The 21,577-nt window shown below is 49.6% G+C and carries 20 protein-coding genes; 14 read left to right on the top strand and 6 right to left on the bottom strand.

Translation table 11 applies throughout. The features are described 5' to 3' along the window. Positions 1-104 precede the first annotated feature (104 nt). A complete protein-coding gene (gene ydgH, locus R5268_RS04715; protein ID WP_052927805.1) occupies positions 105-1,061 on the bottom strand; it encodes a DUF1471 family protein YdgH in 957 nt (318 codons plus the stop codon). Between the two features lie 392 nt (positions 1,062-1,453). Here ydgH and pntA point away from each other — a divergent pair, with 392 nt between their 5' ends. Both pntA and pntB read left to right on the top strand, forming a co-directional pair. Continuing rightward, a complete protein-coding gene (gene pntA, locus R5268_RS04710; RefSeq protein WP_218455556.1) occupies positions 1,454-2,983 on the top strand; it encodes a Re/Si-specific NAD(P)(+) transhydrogenase subunit alpha in 1,530 nt (509 codons plus the stop codon). A 5-nt stretch (positions 2,984-2,988) separates the two neighbouring features. Continuing rightward, positions 2,989-4,380, top strand: coding sequence for a Re/Si-specific NAD(P)(+) transhydrogenase subunit beta (pntB, locus tag R5268_RS04705; protein WP_046892650.1), 1,392 nt, complete (start codon positions 2,989-2,991; stop codon positions 4,378-4,380). A 65-nt stretch (positions 4,381-4,445) separates the two neighbouring features. Here pntB and uspE read toward each other — a convergent pair whose 3' ends face one another. Both uspE and R5268_RS04695 read right to left on the bottom strand, forming a co-directional pair. After that, positions 4,446-5,393: a universal stress protein UspE gene (uspE, locus tag R5268_RS04700; RefSeq protein WP_107679104.1), complete on the bottom strand. Its 948-nt coding sequence runs from the start codon at positions 5,391-5,393 to the stop codon at positions 4,446-4,448. Between the two features lie 143 nt (positions 5,394-5,536). Then, positions 5,537-6,295: an FNR family transcription factor gene (locus R5268_RS04695; RefSeq protein ID WP_004237544.1), complete on the bottom strand. Its 759-nt coding sequence runs from the start codon at positions 6,293-6,295 to the stop codon at positions 5,537-5,539. A 495-nt stretch (positions 6,296-6,790) separates the two neighbouring features. Here R5268_RS04695 and R5268_RS04690 point away from each other — a divergent pair, with 495 nt between their 5' ends. The 3 genes from R5268_RS04690 (at position 6,791) to R5268_RS04680 (ending at position 9,003) form a co-directional block, all read left to right on the top strand. After that, the gene (locus R5268_RS04690; protein ID WP_182107065.1) at positions 6,791-7,801 is read left to right on the top strand and encodes an NAD(P)H-quinone oxidoreductase; all 1,011 of its coding nucleotides are present in this window, start codon (positions 6,791-6,793) and stop codon (positions 7,799-7,801) included. Positions 7,802-8,042: 241 nt separating this feature from the next. After that, positions 8,043-8,837 (top strand): PadR family transcriptional regulator, encoded by a 795-nt coding sequence (locus R5268_RS04685; RefSeq protein WP_107679105.1) that lies wholly within the window; start codon positions 8,043-8,045, stop codon positions 8,835-8,837. Between the two features lies 1 nt (position 8,838). After that, positions 8,839-9,003: a hypothetical protein gene (locus R5268_RS04680; protein WP_166707754.1), complete on the top strand. Its 165-nt coding sequence runs from the start codon at positions 8,839-8,841 to the stop codon at positions 9,001-9,003. Positions 9,004-9,040: 37 nt separating this feature from the next. Here the strand turns inward: R5268_RS04680 and R5268_RS04675 are convergent, their stop codons facing one another. Both R5268_RS04675 and malX read right to left on the bottom strand, forming a co-directional pair. Beyond that, positions 9,041-10,213, bottom strand: a complete 1,173-nt coding sequence (locus R5268_RS04675) for a MalY/PatB family protein (protein ID WP_218455557.1) — start codon at positions 10,211-10,213, stop codon at positions 9,041-9,043. 50 nt (positions 10,214-10,263) lie between these two features. Next, on the bottom strand, positions 10,264-11,880 hold the full coding sequence (gene malX / locus R5268_RS04670; protein ID WP_218455558.1) for a maltose/glucose-specific PTS transporter subunit IIBC: 1,617 nt from the start codon (positions 11,878-11,880) through the stop codon (positions 10,264-10,266). Between the two features lie 195 nt (positions 11,881-12,075). On the opposite strand from malX, the gene malI reads away from it, so the two are divergent. From malI to R5268_RS04625, 9 genes are all read left to right on the top strand, one after another. After that, positions 12,076-13,104, top strand: coding sequence for a Mal regulon transcriptional regulator MalI (gene malI / locus R5268_RS04665; RefSeq protein ID WP_317418839.1), 1,029 nt, complete (start codon positions 12,076-12,078; stop codon positions 13,102-13,104). 5 nt (positions 13,105-13,109) lie between these two features. Then, a complete protein-coding gene (locus tag R5268_RS04660; RefSeq protein ID WP_317418838.1) occupies positions 13,110-13,679 on the top strand; it encodes a hypothetical protein in 570 nt (189 codons plus the stop codon). A gap of 151 nt (positions 13,680-13,830) precedes the next feature. Then, positions 13,831-14,736, top strand: coding sequence for an AEC family transporter (locus R5268_RS04655; RefSeq protein ID WP_107679109.1), 906 nt, complete (start codon positions 13,831-13,833; stop codon positions 14,734-14,736). 17 nt (positions 14,737-14,753) lie between these two features. After that, a complete protein-coding gene (locus R5268_RS04650) occupies positions 14,754-15,215 on the top strand; it encodes an NUDIX hydrolase (protein WP_317418837.1) in 462 nt (153 codons plus the stop codon). Positions 15,216-15,331: 116 nt separating this feature from the next. Continuing rightward, positions 15,332-16,579: an adenosylhomocysteinase gene (locus R5268_RS04645; protein ID WP_317418836.1), complete on the top strand. Its 1,248-nt coding sequence runs from the start codon at positions 15,332-15,334 to the stop codon at positions 16,577-16,579. A 125-nt stretch (positions 16,580-16,704) separates the two neighbouring features. Further along, complete coding sequence (locus R5268_RS04640; protein ID WP_317418835.1) at positions 16,705-17,361, top strand: Crp/Fnr family transcriptional regulator; 657 nt, start codon at positions 16,705-16,707, stop codon at positions 17,359-17,361. A 69-nt stretch (positions 17,362-17,430) separates the two neighbouring features. Beyond that, positions 17,431-18,456 (top strand): threonine aldolase family protein, encoded by a 1,026-nt coding sequence (locus R5268_RS04635; protein ID WP_317418834.1) that lies wholly within the window; start codon positions 17,431-17,433, stop codon positions 18,454-18,456. A 521-nt stretch (positions 18,457-18,977) separates the two neighbouring features. Next, positions 18,978-19,772 carry an aKG-HExxH-type peptide beta-hydroxylase gene (locus R5268_RS04630; protein ID WP_247715767.1) on the top strand — a complete coding sequence of 265 codons (795 nt, stop codon included), beginning with the start codon at positions 18,978-18,980 and terminating at the stop codon, positions 19,770-19,772. Then, complete coding sequence (locus tag R5268_RS04625; RefSeq protein WP_317418833.1) at positions 19,772-20,914, top strand: MFS transporter; 1,143 nt, start codon at positions 19,772-19,774, stop codon at positions 20,912-20,914. The genes R5268_RS04630 and R5268_RS04625 overlap by 1 nt, the downstream gene beginning before the upstream one ends. Here the strand turns inward: R5268_RS04625 and R5268_RS04620 are convergent. After that, positions 20,905-21,519 carry a M91 family zinc metallopeptidase gene (locus R5268_RS04620; protein ID WP_317418832.1) on the bottom strand — a complete coding sequence of 205 codons (615 nt, stop codon included), beginning with the start codon at positions 21,517-21,519 and terminating at the stop codon, positions 20,905-20,907. The two genes, R5268_RS04625 and R5268_RS04620, sit on opposite strands and share 10 nt — an antisense overlap. Between the last annotated feature and the right edge of the window lie 58 nt (positions 21,520-21,577).

Here is a 21,577-nt window from a genome sequence, read left to right as displayed (position 1 = left end):
GAACGACGGCAGACGAATGTAGTGAAAGTGTTAATACCACAGGCTGAAGCTATAAAAAAAGCGTATCAGAGATACGCTTTTTCCGGTGAACCGTCAGGCCGTGATTATTTGTATAAGTCGGCGCTGATAGTTACGTTACCGCCGCTGGACTGCCACTGGCGGGTGATGTGGTAATATTTTGCCCCTTTGGCGGCTGCACGCTTGGCAACCTGGTAGGAGACTTCCGGTGACGTGGTGTAGTAACCGGTGAAGGTGACACTGTCAAACGGTGCCATTACCGCGGCTGATGCTTTGTTCAGTTCCTGAACCTGAGTGCCGTCCGGCAGAGTGACGGTATAACGGCCGCTGCGGGAAGACTGGGTTTCAAAGAAACGACCGACATTATTACCGGCGGTATCAGTGGAAGAGGCCACGCCCGGGATTTCAACCTGTTTGGCTGCTTCGCCGCCGGCAGCCAGTGCTGCACGACCGGCATCAGAATCCGCAGGGATCAGCGCTTCTTCTGTCTGCAATACACGTTTTGGTGCATCGGCTTTATAGACATATGCTGTGACCAGCTGGTTTCCGCCATCGTTGGTGAAAATATTACGGACGATAAAGAAAGAAGCGGCACCTTTTTTTACTGCTTCTTTGGCGATAGCATCGTTCAGGTCAGGACTGTTGGCAAAAAAGCCGCTGACAGTCACGGTATCAAATGGCTGAAGACCAACCGCGTCTTTTTCAGGTAATTCATTAACACCACGGAACTGACGGTAGCCTTTTTTCTCGGCCGGCGGTGCATCGCGGTGGTAAACATCTGCAACAACACGCATATTACCGTTGTTGTTCAGATCATCGAGGCTCTGGATATAGAAAGCATCGGCACCCATTTTGTCTGCTTTACGCGAAACGGCAGCTGCGGCTTCATAAATAGCATTAAAACGCCCTGTAACTGCAATCCGCTCGAAAGGCTGGTACTGAGCGGCCTGTTCCGGTGTTAATTCCTGTGCCGCCTGAGCGGGGAGCAGACTGGTAAATGAAAAAAACATCGCAGATGCGATGACCGTTGTTTTCAGCTTCATACAAAATCCTTCCGCCTTGCGCAATTAATATTCATAACGTGCTGAACCTGTAAATTTTATATCCTGGCCGCACAATTATGACATGTATTTGTGCTTGTTGTCGCTTTAATTTATCGTGCAATCTAACGACTGTTAATCATACAGCTATTTTTACCATAAATTTATGCAATCATAGTCATTTATCGGCAAAAAATTTTTCCGGTCGGATAAATGCCGTTTTAATTTCATCCGGCAAACAAATTAGATGGATCGATATCACATTTTTCAGTAGCTTATTAGGACATATCGGATAAAAGGGTGCTTTTGATCTGAATTTGTGCAAATGGTTGTTTTTTTACGCACATGTCTGACCAATCATCCGTAAAACACTTGAGCTTATATAAGGGAACATTATGCGTATTGGTGTACCAAAAGAGCGACAGTCTGGTGAAACCCGGGTCGCCGCCACGCCGGCAACAGTAATACAACTGAAAAAACTCGGATTTGATGTGGCTGTTGAAACAGGAGCCGGTCATCTTGCCAGTTTTGATGACAACGCTTACCGCGAAGCCGGTGCTGATATTGTCAGCACACAGGAAGCCTGGCAATCAGACCTTATTTTTAAAGTGAACGCCCCTCAGGATGATGAAATTCCGCTGATGAAGGCGGGCAGTTCTCTGGTCAGCTTTATCTGGCCTGCCCAGAACCCGCAGCTGACGGAAAAACTGGCCGCGCAGGGGATTAACGTCTTTGCGATGGATTCGGTGCCGCGTATCTCCCGCGCACAGTCGCTGGACGCACTCAGCTCTATGGCCAACATCGCCGGTTACCGTGCGATTGTGGAAGCTGCCAATGCTTTCGGCCGTTTCTTTACCGGACAGATCACTGCCGCCGGTAAAGTACCGCCGGCCAAAGTACTGGTCATCGGTGCCGGTGTTGCCGGTCTGGCCGCAATCGGTGCGGCAGGCAGCCTGGGGGCAGTTGTCCGTGCCTTTGATACCCGCCCTGAAGTTAAAGAGCAGGTGAAAAGTATGGGTGCCGAATTCCTCGAACTCGATTTCGAAGAAAATGCCGGCAGCGGTGACGGCTATGCGAAAGTCATGTCTGAGGCCTTTATTAAGGCAGAGATGGCGCTGTTCGCGGATCAGGCCAGAGAGGTGGATATCATTGTCACCACCGCACTGATCCCGGGCAGACCGGCACCAAAACTCATCACCAGAGAAATGGTTGAGTCGATGAAATCAGGCAGCGTGATTGTTGACCTGGCGGCTCAGAACGGCGGTAACTGTGAACTGACCGTACCGGGAGAAATCCACACCACCGAAAACGGCGTCAAAATCATCGGTTATACTGACCTGGCGGCACGTCTTGCCACACAATCATCCCAGCTTTACGGCACCAACCTGGTGAACCTGATGAAGCTGATGTGTAAAGAGAAAGACGGTCAGATTAATATCGATTTTGATGATGTGGTGATCCGTGGTCTGACAGTCGTCAAAGCCGGTGAAATCACCTGGCCTGCACCGCCGATTCAGGTATCGGCACAGCCGCAGGCAAAACCGGCCGCTGTCAAAGCAGAGAAAAAACCGGAAAAACCGATGTCACCATGGCTGAAATACGGCCTGATGGCACTGGCGTTTATCCTGTTCTCCTGGCTGGCGAATGTGGCTCCGCCGGAGTTCCTGTCCCACTTTACCGTGTTTGCACTCTCCTGTGTGGTCGGCTATTACGTGGTCTGGAATGTCAGCCATGCGCTGCATACCCCGCTGATGGCGGTGACCAACGCAATTTCGGGGATCATCGTTGTCGGCGCACTGCTGCAAATCGGCAGCGGCGGCTGGGTGACATTCTTCTCCTTTATTGCGGTACTGATCGCCAGTATCAATATTTTCGGCGGATTCACCGTCACACAGCGTATGCTTAAAATGTTTCGTAAGGGGTAATGAATATGTCAGGCGGAGTCGTTACAGCGGCATATATTGTTGCCGCAATCTTATTTATTTTCAGTCTGGCCGGGTTATCCCGCCATGAAACCTCACAACGGGGTAACCTGCTGGGTATTACCGGTATGGCTATCGCGCTGGTTGCCACTATCTTCGGGCCGTATTCTGCCAATATCGGCTGGATTATTGTTGCCATGGTGATTGGTGCGGTGATTGGTATTCGTCTGGCACGTAAAGTCGAAATGACCGAAATGCCGGAACTGGTTGCTATCCTGCACAGCTTTGTGGGCCTGGCGGCGGTACTGGTCGGTTTCAACAGCTATATGGATCACAACCAGGCGCTGACCTCTGCGGTGATGAATAACATTCACCTGACAGAAGTGTTCCTCGGCATCTTTATCGGTGCGGTGACCTTCACCGGTTCTATTGTTGCTTACGGCAAATTATGCGGAAAATTATCCTCAAAACCGCTGATGCTGCCTAACCGCCACAAACTGAACCTGGCGGCACTGGTTGTTTCTTTCCTGCTGTTATGGACCTTTGTCAAAACGGACAGTACCGGTTTACAGGTCTTCACGCTGATCCTGATGACGGTGATTGCACTGGCCTTCGGCTGGCACCTTGTGGCGTCTATCGGCGGTGCGGATATGCCGGTTGTGGTTTCTATGCTGAACTCGTATTCCGGCTGGGCAGCAGCGGCGGCGGGCTTTATGCTCAGCAACGACCTGCTGATTGTTACCGGTGCGCTGGTCGGTTCTTCCGGTGCGATCCTGTCTTACATTATGTGTAAGGCGATGAACCGCTCCTTTGTCAGCGTCATTGCCGGTGGTTTCGGTACTGACGGTACTGTTTCATCCGGTGATGAAGAGCAGGGCGAGCACCGTGAAATCAGCGCGGAAGATGTGGCGGAAATGCTGAAAGGCGCAAGTTCTGTCATCATCACCCCGGGGTATGGTATGGCGGTAGCCCAGGCTCAGTATCCGGTTCACGACATCACCCAGAAACTGCGTGATAAAGGTATTGAAGTGCGTTTTGGTATCCATCCGGTTGCCGGCCGTCTGCCGGGGCACATGAACGTCCTGCTGGCTGAAGCAAAAGTCCCTTACGATATAGTGCTGGAAATGGACGAAATCAACGATGATTTCAAAGACACTGACGTGGTACTGGTGATTGGCGCGAACGACACCGTTAACCCGGCAGCGCTGGAAGATCCGAACAGCCCGATTGCCGGGATGCCGGTTCTGGAAGTGTGGAAAGCGCAGAACGTGATTGTCTTCAAACGTTCAATGAATACCGGTTATGCCGGGGTTCAGAACCCGCTGTTCTTCAAAGAAAACACCCAGATGCTGTTTGGCGATGCCAAAGCCAGCTGTGACGCTATTCTGCGCGCACTGTAATCCGGGATAAAATGAAAAAGGCGGGAATTATTTCCCGCCTTTTTTATGCATAATTTAATCTGTTATTAATCATCATCACTGGTATCGATCGGACAAACAAAACCGTCTGGTTTTATGGCCAGCAAATCACACTTCAGATGGTCAATCACATGTTCAGCCGTATTACCGAGGAATGCAGCCGAAATACCGGTCCGGCCGATAATTCCCAATACCACCACCCCGGCATTCAGCTCACCGCACACTTCCGGGATCACTTTTTCCGGTAATCCCTCATAAACATGAGTGTATTCTTCGCCGACGGAGAATTGCTGGCGCAGCTCTTTCATCGCGATAAGATGCTGACCGCGCAGCGCGTTGTTGTAAGTATTCGGGTCAAAATCCGGTAATTCGATAGCGATATTAATCGGTGCCACCGGATAAGCACTGACCAGATGAATTGCTGGGTCTTTTACAATCCGTTTCGCGAGATCCTGTGTCAGCGAGACCAGTTTGAGATTCAGTGCATCATGGTACGATTCTTCATTGGACAGATTGACACCGACCACAACAGAACCCTGTTCCGGCCAGACTTTATCTTTAACCATCCAGACAGGACACGGACACTTACGCAGAAGCTGCCAGTCCAGCGGGGTGAAAATCAGCGATTCAAACTTATCGTTCTGGTGTGCCATTTTCAGCAGCAAATCATGACCACCGCTGACAACTTCCCTGATAATCGCCTCATAAGGCCGGTTATGCCATACCACTTTCACTTCGATATCGATACCGGCTTCCAGATAGTAACGCGCCTGCTGTTTGATCCACGCGCAACGCTGGGCAATTACCCCTTTACGCATTGCATCCCGCTCTTCGGGGGACAACAGGGTAGTCATATCGTATGACAGATCATAGATAGGTAAGAAAGCTTTGATGCGTCCGCCATTGCGTTGCACGATATATACCGCACGCCGTAATGCCGGCTGATCATCCTGATTGGGGTCTATTGCAACTAAGAGGTTCTGATATTCAGACATTCATCTCTCCTCGCGGGGCTGGATACGTATCTATAAAGATAAACCAAACAGGAGCAGGAATGTAGGAAATATTCGCACCAGACCGAAATAAACCGGTCTGATGCGTTTTACGGCAGCCAAAAATGTTGCCGGGAGAGAGATTACTAATCCTGCGGCAGTGCAGGCACTTTACCGGCCAGTGCAGCCAGCTGTTCCATATCTTCGATGGTGATATATTTACCTTTTACTGCCAGCATTCCGCTCTTCTGGAAACGACCCAGCAGACGGCTGATGGTTTCAACGGTCAGACCCAGATAGTTACCGATATCACCACGGGTCATCGTCAGGCGGAATTCACGCGGGGAGAAACCGCGCTGAGCAAAACGGCGTGACAGGTTATAAATAAAGGCCGCCAGACGCTCTTCCGCATTCTTTTTGGACAGCAGCAGGATCATTTCCTGGTCGCCTTTGATCTCGCCGCTCATCAGACGCATCATCTGCTGACGCAGGTTCGGCATTTTACCGGACAGGTCATCCAGAGTTTCATACGGAATCTCGCAGACCATGGATGTTTCCAGTGCCTGAGCAAAACTCGGATGCTCGGTATTGATAATGGCATCAAAACCGACCAGGTCGCCGGCAAGATGGAAGCCGGTGATCTGCTCATCACCTTCTTCGGTGATAGTATAGCTTTTGATGGTCCCGGAGCGGATTGCATACAGTGATTTCAGCTCATCTCCGGCTTTAAACAGTGCCTGACCTTTCTGGATCGGCTTTTTGCGCTCGATAATATTGTCGAGCTGATCCAGCTCATGCTCATTCAGCGTGAACGGGATGCAAAGCTGGCTGATGCTGCAATCCTGGCAGTGGATCGCGCAGCCACCTGATTGAATTCTACGTACTACACGTTTTTCCGGGATCATAGGCTTGCTCTTGAAATAATATTGATTTGAATCAATTTTATCACAGACTACCAAAAGTGGTAAGTGGTCTGAGTTTAAATATCGTCATACCGGGCTAAAAACAGGGGCATAATATTGACATATTATGCTTTTTTCGTGATGTCATAATGTGAATTATTTGATTAAACTCTCAATAATCCGGCTTAAAATAACAGAGAGCCTGAACGCAGGTCAATTTTCTGCCATCTGCATGTTAACAGGCAGGTGAAATATGAATAAAGCGTTCTTCCTGCGTTATAAAATAGTGTGATACATTAAAAACAATCACAAATAAATAACGAAAAAACCATTATTCCGCACGGATAAAAAATATAAAAAAGAGAGTGCCGGACATAATACACCGTCATAATCGTGCAGTGCTATCTTTGATATGCTGCATTATGCTGAAACTGTAATGAACCTGATTCGTCATAAAACGACAGGTATTACAAAACCGGGACTGTTTAAGGAAAAGTAATGATGTCATATGCATTACCTGAATCGATGATGGCAATTGATATTACCCGGCCCGGCGGCCCGGAAGTATTACAGGCAATTGAGATGCCGTTGCCGAAGGTACAGGGAGAATACCTGCTGGTTAAAGTGGCCGCCGCCGGTGTCAACCGGCCTGATGTATTCCAGCGTCAGGGCAGTTATCCGCCGCCGCCGGATGCATCCCCGGTTCCGGGACTGGAAATCGCAGGTGAGGTCGTGGCGGTCGGGGACGAATGCAAACGCCGCCAGGTCGGCGATAAAGTCTGTGCGCTGGTTGCGGGCGGAGGATATGCGGAATATTGTCTGGTCCATGACAGCATCGCACTGCCGCTGGAAAACCTGAGTTACACCGAAGCCGCGGCCATTCCGGAAAACTTCTTCACTGTATGGGCGAATGTCTTCCAGACCGGCAAACTGCAAAGTGAAGAAAGTGTGCTTATCCATGGCGGTACCTCCGGTATCGGCAGTGTGGCGATTATGCTGGCGAAAGCCTTTGGCGCTACGGTATACACTACTGTCGGCACAGCTGAAAAAGCGGAGCTTGCCCGGCAACTGGGGGCGGATCACGTTATTAATTACCGCGAAGACGATTTTGCGCAGTTGATTCCGGAACTGACCGGCGGGCAGGGCGTGAACATGGTTGTTGACCTTATCGGTGGTGATTATGTCAGCAAAAACTATGAGGTTGCGGCCAAAGGCGGGCGGATTATCCAGATCGGCCTGATGCGCGGTAACCCGCAAAACCTGAATCTGATGCCGCTGATGGTAAAACGCCTGCTGCATACCGGCTCAACACTGCGGGCGCGGACACCGGAAGAGAAAGCCGTCATTGCCCGTGATCTTGCCCATAAAGTCTGGCCGCTGCTGCGGTCGGGAAAAGTCAAACCACTGGTAAACTATACGTTTAACCTTGCAGATGCGGCAAAAGCCCACCAGCTGATGGAATCCGGTGATTTAACCGGAAAAATTGTTCTGATTAATCCGGACTTCTGATTTTTTTCTTTTATATCTGCACTGTCAGTCTGTTTCGCACCATTTGCTGATAGTGCAGGTCACTTCCTGTTATACTCTGATAGTGATAATCATTCCCGTTAAAATACAAATCGTGCTATTTTAGATATATCTAATTTGATCTTTCCATAGCGGAGGACTATAGTAGTTCCTGAAGGCAAAACAGATATATCTAAAAACTGATTTTGCTGATTATCACTCTATATCACAAAAGGAATTTACTATGTTTCTTCATGCATTACGCCATCGTGCCTGTGACTCACAGGAAGGGCGTCAGCGTCACGGAGGCCATGGCGGCCGCCACGGGGAACACCACGGGCAGGACGGACACCGTTGCTGCGGCGAGCATCATGGTCACGACGAACGTCGTGCTCACGGTGAACATCGCGGTCATTGCTGTCATGGTGACCACCATGGACACGGCGAACATCACGAACACGGCTGTCACGGTGATCATCATGAGCATCACGGACACGGTTGCCACGAAGAGCGCGAACACGGTCGTCACCGCGGCCGCGGGAAGGGCCTGCGTCGTCTGCTTGATCACGGTGATCTGCGCATCATGATGCTGGCGAATCTTAACCAGAAACCAAGCCACGGTTATGAATTAATCAAATCCATCGGCCAGTTGACTTCCGGCCTCTATACACCCAGTCCGGGTGTGATTTATCCGACACTGACACTGCTCGAAGACCAGCAGCTGATTGTGGCGGAAAACACCGGGAACGGCCGTAAAAGCTACAGCCTGACACCGGAAGGTAAAATGCATCTGGAAGAGAACACTGATGTTCTGGAACAGATTGCACAACGCTTACAGGAAACCAAATCCTTCCGCCGTGGTTCGCTGTTATCCGATGAAATCGAGCAGGCGCTGGGGAATTTACGGGCACTGCTGCGCCATAAACTGGTCACCAGTGAACTGGATGAAACCAAGCTTGGTCAGATCGCCGATATTCTTAATGATGCAGTACGGAAAATAGAAGCGGTCAACGACGCACTCAGCAAAGAAGGGGAATAACATGGCGGAAAACACCACCTCCGGAAAGATCCCGCCGGAAAAACCGGTTCAGGATGAAAAACAGGAAGCGGTGAACACCGGCAGACCCGCAGATAAACCGTGTCCCAGCTTACCGTTTTCCTATTTACGCCGCGCCTTGCGCAATAAGGTCGGCAAACACGAATAACCGGGGCGCAGAGAATGCGCCCGGGTCGTGCAAAAAATCAGCGTGATTTCAGCGCGCGAATTAATTTATCCATGCCTGCGGTGAGTTTATCACGCGGGCATCCGGCATTCAGACGCAAAAATCCGCGTCCTTCTTCCCCGTAGGTATATCCCGGCATGATCGCTACCTTTTCCCGCGTAATCAGGGTATGTTGCAGAGTATCATCATCAATATTCAGCGGGTTCAGATCTATCCACGCCAGATAGGTCGATTCCGGCACCTGCCAGTTCAGTTCCGGCAGTTCCGCATCCAGCCGCTGCTTTATATAGTCCAGATTAGCAAAGAGATAATCACGCAGCTCATCAAGCCACGGTGCGCCGTCACGGTATGCCGCTATATGAGCGATAACCGCCAGAACCGCAGGGGAAGATAGCCCGTCACAGGCTTTCAGCTGATGAAAATAGGCTTCACGGGAGGCGGTATCTGAAATCAGTCCGTAAGCACCGGTCAGTGCCGGAATATTAAAGCATTTGGATGCGGAGGTGAATAATGCCCATTCCCCGCGCCCGGTTTCAGACCACGGCGTGTGCTGATGCGGCGCACGGCACAGATCCATATGAATTTCATCACTGATCACCCGCACATTATGCCGTTCACATAATTCAGCCATGGTGGTCAGCTCATCGCGCGTCCAGACTTTTCCGGTCGGGTTATGCGGGCTGCATAACAGCAGAATCCGCGTTTCCGGCTTCGCAAGCAGGGATTCCAGCACATTCATATCACACCACCAGCCCTCCGCCGTTTTTTGCAGCGGGCAGGGAACCACAGTACGCTGATTACCGGTAATCGTCTTATAAAACGCATCATAGGCGGGCGTATGCACTACCACACCGTCACCGGGTTGTGACCACAGGCGGATCATCTGACTGACCATGTAGATGACTGACGGTCCGTACACCAGTGTTTGCGTATCAATCTGCGCCTGAAAACGGGATGAAAACCAGTGTGCAACGGCGCTGAGAAAATCCCGGTGCTGCCAGCGGCTGTAGCCGAACACGCCATGTGCGGTGCGTTCTGAAATTGCTTTCAGGATCACCGGCGCGGTGATGAAATCCATATCTGAGATGGTAAAAGGCAGTAAATCCGCCTGACCGAAACGATCCTGCACAAAATCCCATTGTGTGCAGTAAGTACCGTGACGATCAACCGGAACAGAAAAGTGAGAGGACATAGTTTCTCCGGAAAGAAAAACCGCACTGTCAGACAGTGCGGTGTAAGTTATCAGGCGTTTTGCGGTTCCGGCTGAGCGGAATCAGGCGCGGATTTCATCAGCTTTTCCAGTTCATCTTTGACAGACTGAACCTGTGGGCCGATAACAACCTGCAAATTATGCTCATTAAGATGGACAACGCCGATTGCCCGCAATGCTTTGAGCTGCGCGTCATCCACTTTGCTCATATCCTGCACGGACATCCGCAGACGGGTGATACAGTTATCCAGTGAAATAATATTCTCTTTCCCGCCCAGCGCTGCCAGAATCGCAGGCACATCGTAGCCGGATTTCCCTGCTGAACTGCCGGTTGCCGGTACACTTTCTTTGGTATCCGTATCGCGGCCCGGTGTTTTGATGTTAAAGCGGGTAATGGCGAAACGGAAAATCGCATAATAAGAAGCAAACCAGATAAAGGCCACCACCGGCACCATATACCATTTGGTCTGGATGCCGTGGAGGATACCGAAGACCACAAAGTCAATCAGGTTACCATCGGTATTACCAATGGTGACGCCGGTAACAGCCATCACGGTAAAACCCAGACCGGTCAGAATCGCGTGGATCAGATACAGGAACGGTGCAACAAACAGGAACAGGAATTCCAGCGGTTCCGTTGTGCCGCCGATAACACAGGCAACCACACCGGAAATCAGTAATCCCTTAATTTTATGACGATTTTCAGGATGAGCACAGTGATACATGGCTAATGCAGCGCCCGGCAGACCACCGAGGAAGGCAGGCATTTTACCCTGAGACAGGAACTGAGTGGCGCTGGCCGCAAAGCCCTGCGTATCCGGACAGGAAAGCTGCGCCTGGAAGATCGTCAGCGCGCCGTTAACGGTATTACCGCACACTTCCATGGTGCCGCCCGCTTCAGTAAAGCGGATCAGAGCCACCAGAATATGGTGCAGACCAAAAGGCAGTAACAACCGTTCACCGGAGCCGAAAATCATCGGCCCGAAAGCGCCGGCACTCTGAATCAGTTTACCTAATCCGTTGATACCCATCGCAAACCACGGCCAGATCAGCGGAACCAGCAGGCCGCACAGACCAAGCACCAGGGTGGTGATAATCGGCACAAAACGTGTCCCGCCGAAGAACGCCAGTGCATCCGGCAGGCGGATGGTATTAAAACGCTCATGCAGCATATAAACAATAATACCGACGATAACCGCACCGAGAATACCGCTGTCGATAGACTGAATACCCAGCACATCACGGATGTTATGAGCCTTCAGAATCGCCGGGTCCGTGGTCGGTAAAATATCGGCGGCAGTGAGATAGAAGTTAGTCGCGAGGTTAAAAACGGCAAAACCGACAAATCCGGCGAAAGCGGCCACACCTTTGTTTTCACGCGCCAGTCCCAGCGGAATGGCGATGGCAAACATCACCGGCAGAAAACTGAAGGCAAATGAACCGATTTTGCTCATCCAGGTGAATAATAACTGGAATACGGTGTGATCGAGAAACGGCAGCAGTGTCAGCACATCGCGGCTGCTGAGTGAACTGCCGATGCCGAGGATGATCCCGCAGAACGAGAGCAGCGCGACAGGCAGCATAAAGGTTTTGCCCAGTCCCTGGAAAAACTCCCAGAGCGTGACTTTTTGTTTTGGTTGGCTACTCATACGGTATCCTGTAAATGTCAGTGTGGTGTTGTGAAGGTAAAATAAGATAAAACGTTTTACCAAATTATAATAGTTGCCCGATCACAAAAAATAAACATGACACAGCAACCATATTTCAGAAATAGATAAAACGTTTTATCGGATTTTGTGTAAAATTCGGTGCAGTATCCTGAGCGTAAGGAAGTATCCGGCGTTATGAATCTCAGAAAAGTCACGATAGTTGATGTGGCGCAGCAGGCAGGTGTCTCCGTCACCACGGTGTCACTGGTACTCAGCGGAAAAGGGCGGATCTCGCGGAAAACCGCGGATAAAGTCAATGCGGCAATTGAAGAGCTGGGGTATGTCCGCAACCAGCAGGCCGCCACATTGCGGGATAACATCTCCAATGTGATTGGTTTGATTGTCAAAGATATTACGGAGCCGTTTTATGCGGAGGTCGCCGCCGGGGTCAGCGAATATGCGGAAACGCAGGGCAAACAGGTTTTTCTGACCCAGAGCGGCAATTCCGCTGCCGGATTTGCCCGTTCGCTGGACAGTCTGATCCGCTACGGCGTGGATGGTGTTGTTGCCGGCGGCGGTAAATTTCTCACCAATGAGGTGGTTGATCGGGTAAATCATTATCAGATCCCGATGGTATGCGCCGCCCGGGCCAGTGAATTCTCCGGTATCGATGTTGTCCGCCCGGATAACGCCTCTGCCGCCAGGATGGCGACCGAGTATCTGATCAAAAACGGTCACCGGCAGATTGCCTATTTTGGCGGTGAAAGCGATTCACTCACCCGCGCCGAGCGGGTCGGCGGCTACTGCTCAACACTCGTGCAGTACGGGTTGCCGTTTCGCCCGGAATGGATTGTGGAAACAGACAACAAACAGCAGAATATCATCCGCAGTGTTTCCGGATTTATGTATCAGTACCCCAAAGTCAGTGCGATAGTCTGTCACAACACCGGTACGGCGCTCGGTGCATATTTTGCTGCACTGAGTACCGGTAACACCGTCAGACAGGGAGATAACGAAAGTTATTTTACGCAGGAAATCGCCCTGGTAGGGTTTGATGATATCGGCAGTGAAGCCCTGTATGACATCCCCGTTGCCTTTATCACCCAGCCGTCACGGGATGTCGGACGCAGTGCCGCAGCCCGTCTTCTGCGGCGGATCGGCGGGGATAACTCACCGCCTGCAAACATGACACTGTCACCCGGATTTACTCAGCTTAACGGATAATGACCATGCACAAGACGCTTTCCGGACTGCTGTTCCTGACGCTGCCTGCATTTTCTGCACCGGCGGACGATTTACAGTTGCTGCCGGTTCAGGATCGCAGCCAATTATTTGCGGATGCGGGTGAGCGTACCGGCATTGCCCGTAAAACCCGCGAAGTGCTTGCCCGGCCTGCGGTCCCCGGTGAAATTGTCGTGACCATTATCCGCGGTGAAGGTGAAGAAACCCGTTCAAAACCGGCTGAAGCCGGGGATTGGGTGGTGCAGAATATCTGCGAAGCCACCGGTAATGAAGAAATTCTGGTGAAAAAAACGGCATTTTCCCGCCGTTACGGCAGTGCGCTGACATCACCTGACAGTGCGAACCGGCAGCGCTTCCGTCCGCAGGGTGAGCCGATGGATTATCTGGTCATAACACAGGAAAAACCGTTTGTGATTATTGCGCCGTGGGGCGAAAAACAGCGGGTGATGAAAGGTGATGTGCTGCTCCGCTCCCGGCACGATCCGCAGGACAGTTACCGCATCCAGAAAGCTGCATTCAGCTGCACCTATCAGGTGATCACCCCCGCCGGGGATTAACATATAACCCCGGTAAAACGTAGTGCGTTTTATGCGCTGCGGCAGGTAAAATGTAAAAACGCGATCAGCAATACAAATCCGGCACTGTTGCTCGCGTAACCCGTTGTTCCTGTTATGATGCAAAAATCACTTTCCTGCCGGATCTCTGCTGATGTTCGCAATTCTGATGACATTATGGCCGTTGTTTGCGCTGATTCTGCTCGGCTGTATTCTGAAGCGGAGGCCGGTTTTTGATGCCGGGTTCTGGAACGGCGCGGAAAAGCTGAATTACTATATTTTATTTCCGGCGCTGCTGATCAACAGCCTCGCGGTTGCGCCGCTGGATAACCCGCAACTTCCGAAACTGGCTGCCGCACTGGTCATTATGCTCGGTCTGGCCACTGCCGCCTTTGCTGTCGTCAGGCGTTTTCGCGGAATACCAACGGCAGAATTCGGTGTACTGCTTCAGGGCGCGATCCGCTTTAATACCTATCTCGGGTTATCCATCGTTAACGATTTCTATGGTCCGTCAGGAATGGCTGTGGCGGCGGTGATCCTCGCGGTGCTGGTTCCGCTGTGTAATATCATCTCAGTGGTTGCGTTATCTGAATTTAAGCAGTTATCACTGCGCCGGCTGTTGTTGCCGGTTCTGACAAACCCGCTGATTATTTCCTGCATTATCGGGATGCTGCTGAACGTCAGCGGTATTGGTCTGCCGTATAACACAGGGCAGTTTGCCAGACTGCTGGCCGGTGCCAGCCTGCCGCTGGGACTGTTGTGCGTCGGGGCGGCATTGCAGGTTGCCACTATCCGCTATTCCGCGCTGAAAATCAGTCTGAACAGCGTAGTCCGCCTGTGCATTATGCCGTTACTGGCAATTGCTGTGGCCGCAGTGACCGGATTAACCCAACTTGAATATCAGCTGTTTGTGATCTTTTTTGCCATTCCGACAGCACCGACCGCTTATATTTTATCGCGCCAGCTCGGCGGTGACAGTCAGCTGATGGCGGGAATTATCACGTTTCAGACCATGGTTGCCGTACTGACGCTTCCGGTGGTTCTGACTATGATCACCTGAATAACCTGAGAAACATTATGCCTTCTGTTATCAAACATTTTACCGCCTCCGGCCTGGTGAGTGACAGCCGCGGACGTTTTTTACTCCATTTTCACCCGAAACTGGGGATCTGGCTGCCGCCCGGCGGGCATATTGAAGAAAATGAAGAACCGCAGGACGCCGTATTGCGTGAAATTCGTGAAGAAACCGGGCTGGAATGCCGGATTATCAGCCGGGATACTCAGGCGCAGCAATTTATCACACCACTGCAGGAAACCGGTGTGCTGCCACTGCCGATGGCGATCCTAAAAGAATTTATCCCGGATAAAAAAACCGGGGAGCACTGGCATATTGATATGGTGTACTGGTGCCGCCCGCTGGATGAAGCTGCAACGCCGCATCCTGAATTTCAGTGGATGACACCGGACGAGATCCTGAAAACGGACAATGTCCCTCAGGATATCTGCGGCCTGATTGCGATGGTACAGGCACGCCGCTGATCACGGTATTTATACGGAGATTTTTTTTGCGGATTCAGGGCAAATGCCCTGGAGACACCCGGAACCTCCGGTTACTGTGGCTTATCCCGTTATAAAAGACGTATGCAGGAGTTGCCATGGTCACCAGTATTTATAAAGATCTCTCATCCGCACCGCAGGGTGAGCAAAAAATTGCCTGGGTTCGCGCTCATATGCCGCTGTTACGCGCACTGGAACAGCGTTTTACCAAAGAACAGCCGTTTGCCGGAAAACGCATCGCGCTCTCTATCCACCTGGAAGCGAAAACCGCCTATCTGGCACGCGTTCTCGCCGCAGGCGGCGCTGAGGTATCTGTCACCGGCAGCAACCCGATGTCGACCAAAGATGATATTGTCGCGGCACTGGTTGTCAGCGGAATCCATACATTTGCCATCCACGGCGCGGATGCGGAAGCGTACCGCAACTTTGTGAAGCAGACTCTGGCCTGCGAACCGCACATTGTTATTGATGACGGTGGTGATCTGGTACATGAACTGCACAGCCTGTATCCGGAATATGCAAAACATACTATTGGTGCCTGTGAAGAGACCACCTCCGGTGTTCTGCGTGCGGTTGCCCGCGAAAAAAGCGGTGCACTGAACTTCCCGGTTTTATCGATTAACGGCGCACAATCCAAACACCTGTTTGATAACCGCTACGGTACCGGACAATCCACGTTTGACGGTATTATGCGCACCACCAACCTGGTTATTGCCGGGAAAACCGTGGTCGTCGCCGGCTACGGCTGGTGCGGCAAAGGCTGTGCTATGCGGGCGAAAGGGCTGGGCGCGGAAGTGATTGTCACAGAAGTGGATCCGATAAAAGCTCTCGAAGCAAAAATGGATGGTTTCGCGGTCATGACCATGACCACGGCAGCGCCACTGGGTGATATCTTTATCACCGCAACCGGCTGCTGTGACGTGCTGACATCAGAACATTTCAGCCTGATGAAAGAGGGTGCCATCATCAGTAATACCGGGCACTTTGAGGACGAAATCAAGCTGACCGATCTTCAGCAGTTAAGTGACAATGTCACAATTGCCCGCGAGAATATCGAAGGTTATACCCTGAAAAATGGCCGCACACTCTATCTGTTAGGCCGTGGTGCGCTGGTCAATATCGCTTGTGCAGACGGGCATCCGGCAGAAATTATGGATATGAGTTTTGCCCTCCAGGCACTCAGCGCCGAGTATCTGCTCAGCCATGACCTGGAAGCGAAAGTCTACGATGTCAGTGATGAAATTGACCGTGAGGTTGCCGCACTGAAATTACAGGACATGGGCGTTTCACTCGATAATCTGACCACAAAACAGCAGCAATATCTGAACGGTTACGAACTGAAGTAACCCGGCTTACGGGCTGCCGGTCACCCGCAGCCCGTAAAATCAGTGCTTAAACTATCTGTTCAAACCTGTTGTTAACCATGCTAACGTTTACCCACTGATTATTCCGTTCTGACAAATATCCGTACATGCAAAATACTACCCCGTTTCGTGAATTATGGCTGAAATTCAGCGAAGAAGAGCTTCTGCCGGAGGCAGACGGCCTGTTCCGTGATGCTCCGGAGGTTGTCAGAAACAGTGTAACCACACTGCATATTTATAACGGACAAAATCTGATTTGCCAGGGTGATCCGGCTCAGGCGGTCTATATCATTCTTGACGGCGAGTTTATTGTTAATAAGCAGGCGGAAAATGGTAAACAGGTCGGGCTGACATTCTGTTACCGTGGCGAATTTCTCGGGGAAATGGAAGCGATTTGTCAGCAGGCATACCGTTATGACGTGATAGCGTTATCAGACTGCCGTGTATTACGGATGCCGGCAACCGTATTTCTGACCTGGCTGTCGCAGGATCACCGGTTATCCCTGCTGCTTAACCGCCAGCTGGCAAAACGCTGTCTTATCAATGGTGAGCAACGGCTGATGAATGCCGTTGATTCCATCGAAAACAATCTGCTCTACATGCTGACACAAATCAGCGGTCATCAGATCCATCTTCCCCGCGACATGCTGGCCAGCATTCTCGGCACCTCCCGGCGTCATACGGATAAAGTTTTGCTGCGTCTGAAAACACAGGGGAAAATTACTATCAGTGAAGGTGTGATCGGGCTGGTAAATCCGGATTGATCTGCGGTTCGTGCCATTGTGCGCCGGTAAGTATCAGCATAGTATTACTGCACACTATCGGAGGAGCATATGTACCGTTTTCAGAATGATTATAATGAAGTTGCACATCCGGCTGTTTTAAAAGCCATTACTGACACAGCAGGCCACCGCCATAATGGTTACGGCACAGATGACTTATGTACTGCCGCCGCCACGCTGATTAAGCAGCGGATTGGTCAGCCACAGGCAGATATCCATTTCTTTAACGGCGGGACTATTACCAACCTGACGGCCATTTCTCACTTTCTGCGTCCGCATCAGGCAGTGATTTCAGTCAGTACCGGTCATATTGCCACGCATGAAACCGGTGCAATCGAAGCTACCGGCCATAAAGTCATCACCGTATTTTCTCCGGACGGAAAACTGACACCCGATCATCTTAAACCGGTCATTGCCGAACATAATGATGAACACTGGGTTCAGCCGAAGCTGGTTTATATCACCAATTCCACCGAAATCGGTACGGTATACCGTAAAGCAGAGATACAGGCATTGCGTCGTTTCTGTGATAAACATGGCTTATGGCTCTATCTCGATGGTGCACGTCTGGCATCAGGACTGATGTCCGCACAAAGTGACCTGACGATTGAAGATATCGCGGCACTGACAGACGCGTTCTATATCGGCGGTACCAAAATCGGCGCAATTGCGGCAGAAGCTCTGGTGATCAGTAATCCGGCACTGAAAGCGGATTTCCGTTTCAGTATAAAACAAAAGGGCGGTTTACAGGCAAAAGGCTGGCTGCTGGGTGCACAGTTTCAGGCGCTGTTTACGGATGACCTCTATTTCGCACTGGGTAAACATCTTAACAGTATGGCGGGCCAACTGACCGAATTCTTTACGGAGCAGGGCTTTACGTTCCTCGCCCCGCCGGAATCTAACCAGGTCTTTGTTATTCTGCCGTCAGTGCTGGCAGAAAAGCTGAAAAAACAGTTTGTTTTCCATGAAACGTTATTGCAGGAGCCGGGAAAATCCTGTCTGCGCCTGTGTACCTCATGGGCAACCACACAGCACGATATTGATGATTTCAAACAGACATTTTTAACATTGATCTGAATAACCGGATAATTTCGGTACTGATAAAACCACGCGGTGAAAACACAGCGTGGTTTTTTTATATCTCATATAATGGATATTATTTATTTCATAATTATTTTCGCTTTTTTTCGTGATATTGATTCAGAAAAATAACACGAATTAAAAAAAGTGTTTTTTAATCACTATTTTTATTCTAGGGTTTAAAGGCAATCTGAGTGCACAGTACATTTTTATATAACCCGTTATTTATAAGGAAAGAAAATAATGAAAAAATTAGATAAAAACAAATTATTGAAAATAAAATCACCATTATCAGGATGGTCATTCAGTAAATAAAAACAAAATTAACCAATTGATAAACCATGCCTGTCAGTCCGAGTGTGGTTTATCCATCTGACGGAAGCTGTTATATGATCAACCTGACTTTTCCTGACTATTCTCATCAGGATGCCTATCAATATTTTTCTGATGAAATATATAAGTCACTTAATTATTTATTATCGTATTATAATTTGCCTGAGATAAATAAAGATGTCCCGTTGTCGTGGCAAAACTGTGCTATTCATTATATTGCCGGTAAATATGCCGTGAATGATGAACATGCGAATGCTGTCAATTATCTTAACCAGTTGCTGAGAACGAAAACACCATTGCCGCTGATTATTTCGCCACTGACATCTGCCGGTAATTCACCGGCAAAACAGATGATACTGAAAATTATCCGTGACGATAAACAGCTTGGCTTCGGGTACTGCGATGACCCGGTACTGGCAACAGCGGAAACAGCAAAAATAACACAGGCATTGTCCGTTATTCGGCGTTGTGCACCGGAAACCGCAAATGAAATTAACCGGTTTATTCACCAGATATACCTGACACAGGAAAGTACGGACAACACCCGCTTTATGCGCTCCGGTACTAATTTTTATATGTGGGGGATGATGTTTGCCTATGTCCACCCGTCACATTCGGTTGCCTATTATATTGATATTCTGGCTCATGAGTGCGGCCATACTGCACTGAATATCCTCAATGCGGATGATCCTCTGGTACTTAACCGGGTTGATGAGGTATTTGCGGCGCCACTGCGTGATGACGACCGTCCGATGATCGGTATTTTTCATGCACTATTCGTTTTATCCCGTATCTGCTATGTATTTTCTGAAATTATCCGCAACAGCGACGATACCCCGGAACCGGAATATTATGACAGACTGAGCAGTAACCTGGAAAAACTCCGGGATACAGCAGACATTGTCAGACAACATGCCATACTGACTGAAACCGGAAAACAGATTTTTACTGCCATCTGTCAGCGCTGGAATCTCCGCTGATGCTTATTTACCGGGCGATTTTTGAACGAAAAAGCAGGGCAATTAATATCTGCTTTTTCTTTAATGCGTTGGGTTCCGGGCTGCTGATGCCGCTGGCGTTACTCTATTTTGCAGGGAAAACGCTCAGTGAAAAAGAGATTCTGTATCTCGGCACGATAAAATTCTGGTCATTCTCATTAGCGTATTTTTTTATTATTCCGCTGATAAGCCGGTTTGACAGCAAAAAAACTATTATCTTTTCACTGTTTTTTAAACTGCTTTCGCTGTTATTTCTCTTTACCGGACAAACATTTTACATCTGTGGTTTGGTGATGCTGGTAAATGGTATCGCCACCTCCGTATTTTCTGTGGCGGCAAAGTACTATATTAAAGCCACCTCTCAAAATATCAGTGAGAGTTTTTCGGTGCGAATGACACTGAATAATACCGGTGCTGCCATTGCCCCGGTTCTGATTACGCTGTTTGTCTTTTTCTCACTGCCTTTTGCTTATGCATTACTCATCCTGACGGGGATTTTTACGTGCGGCATTGTATTTTCTGCCGGGTTGCGCTCTTGTCCCGGTAAACCGGAAAGCCATTTTTATTTTTTTCATTTTACTGATCTCACCGGCAGAGATACCGTTCTGATTTCTGTGACCAGCATTATTTTTGCTATGTTGTATTACAGTTTTGAGGTGATTGTGCCACTGGAATTGATCCAATCCGGGAATGAGCATCTGATAGGGCCGGCTTTTCTGTTTAACACACTGGTTATTATCGCCGGACAGCTTCCGGTATACCGTTACTTCACTGAAAACCGGGGCATTATTACCTCCCTGATGATTGCGACAGGGCTATGTATTATTCTGTTTATTCCGTGGTTTTCCGGTATCGCAGAACTTCCCGGTCTGTTATTGATTGTGCTTGGCGTAACACTGCTGGAAATGTTTTACGGGGCGGGCACCGACACACTGATCACATCGGCGGATTCACCCCGTAAAATTGCCGTACTCGACGGTATTTCAGGTATTTCTCTGGCAATTGGAGCAGCAATCACAGCGGCAGTTTACAGTGATTCAGTGCTGTTTTTACCGCTGGTTATTACTCAGTATCTGCTTGTTGCCGGTATACTTGGATCACAAAAAAGAAAAGGTTACCTGTAAGTTCTTAGCGGAATACCTATTTCTGCCCGAAAAATGTTTTCAGAGATGGCTTCTGATGTAAAAGCACCGATACCAATAGTCCTGGCTTCTTCTGCTTCTTTGTAAGAAGGAAGAATACTTTCAGAAGAATTAGCAGAAATATCGCGTATACATTCGCCCCGCAAACAGTGGAGAACGTGTACTAATTCATGATACAAAACAGTAGCATGGAATTGTTTTTCACTACAGCCGTCGCCCTTTCTATGCTCTGCCTGATTAAAATTACAATGCAAATCAGCGCCTGTGCCCCTGCCATTCTCTGCTTCATTAACCTGGTGAGGTACAGTGCCGAGTTCCGGTGATGTCAGATGTACCACCAATTTTTCTGATTTTGACTGCAACAGTGTTTCAATCTCATTGAGAAGTGTGCGTCCGGATTCGGTACTGTTAACTAAACCTATCGCACCATCAAAACGTAAAAAATGAGTGAAGTTACAGTCCTTAAATACGAGATTTTCACAGTATCGAATCAGGCTGACATCTGAAGTTTTTCTGCATTCCGCTAAATTCTCCGGTGAAAACGAAACATCCGGTGCAGGGGATGCTGTAACAGAACCAAGTTTCATAAAACCTCCGTGTAATATGAATAGTCAGCGGGATATCGTTATACTCTGTCAGCTCTCA

Origin of the sequence: Morganella sp. BCCO 40_0007, from assembly GCF_032989665.1 — a bacterium.
In the GTDB taxonomy this organism is placed as follows: domain Bacteria; phylum Pseudomonadota; class Gammaproteobacteria; order Enterobacterales; family Enterobacteriaceae; genus Morganella; species Morganella sibonii.
The sequence above is the reverse complement of the archived record's forward strand: the minus strand, read 5'-3'. Positions and strand labels throughout refer to the sequence as shown.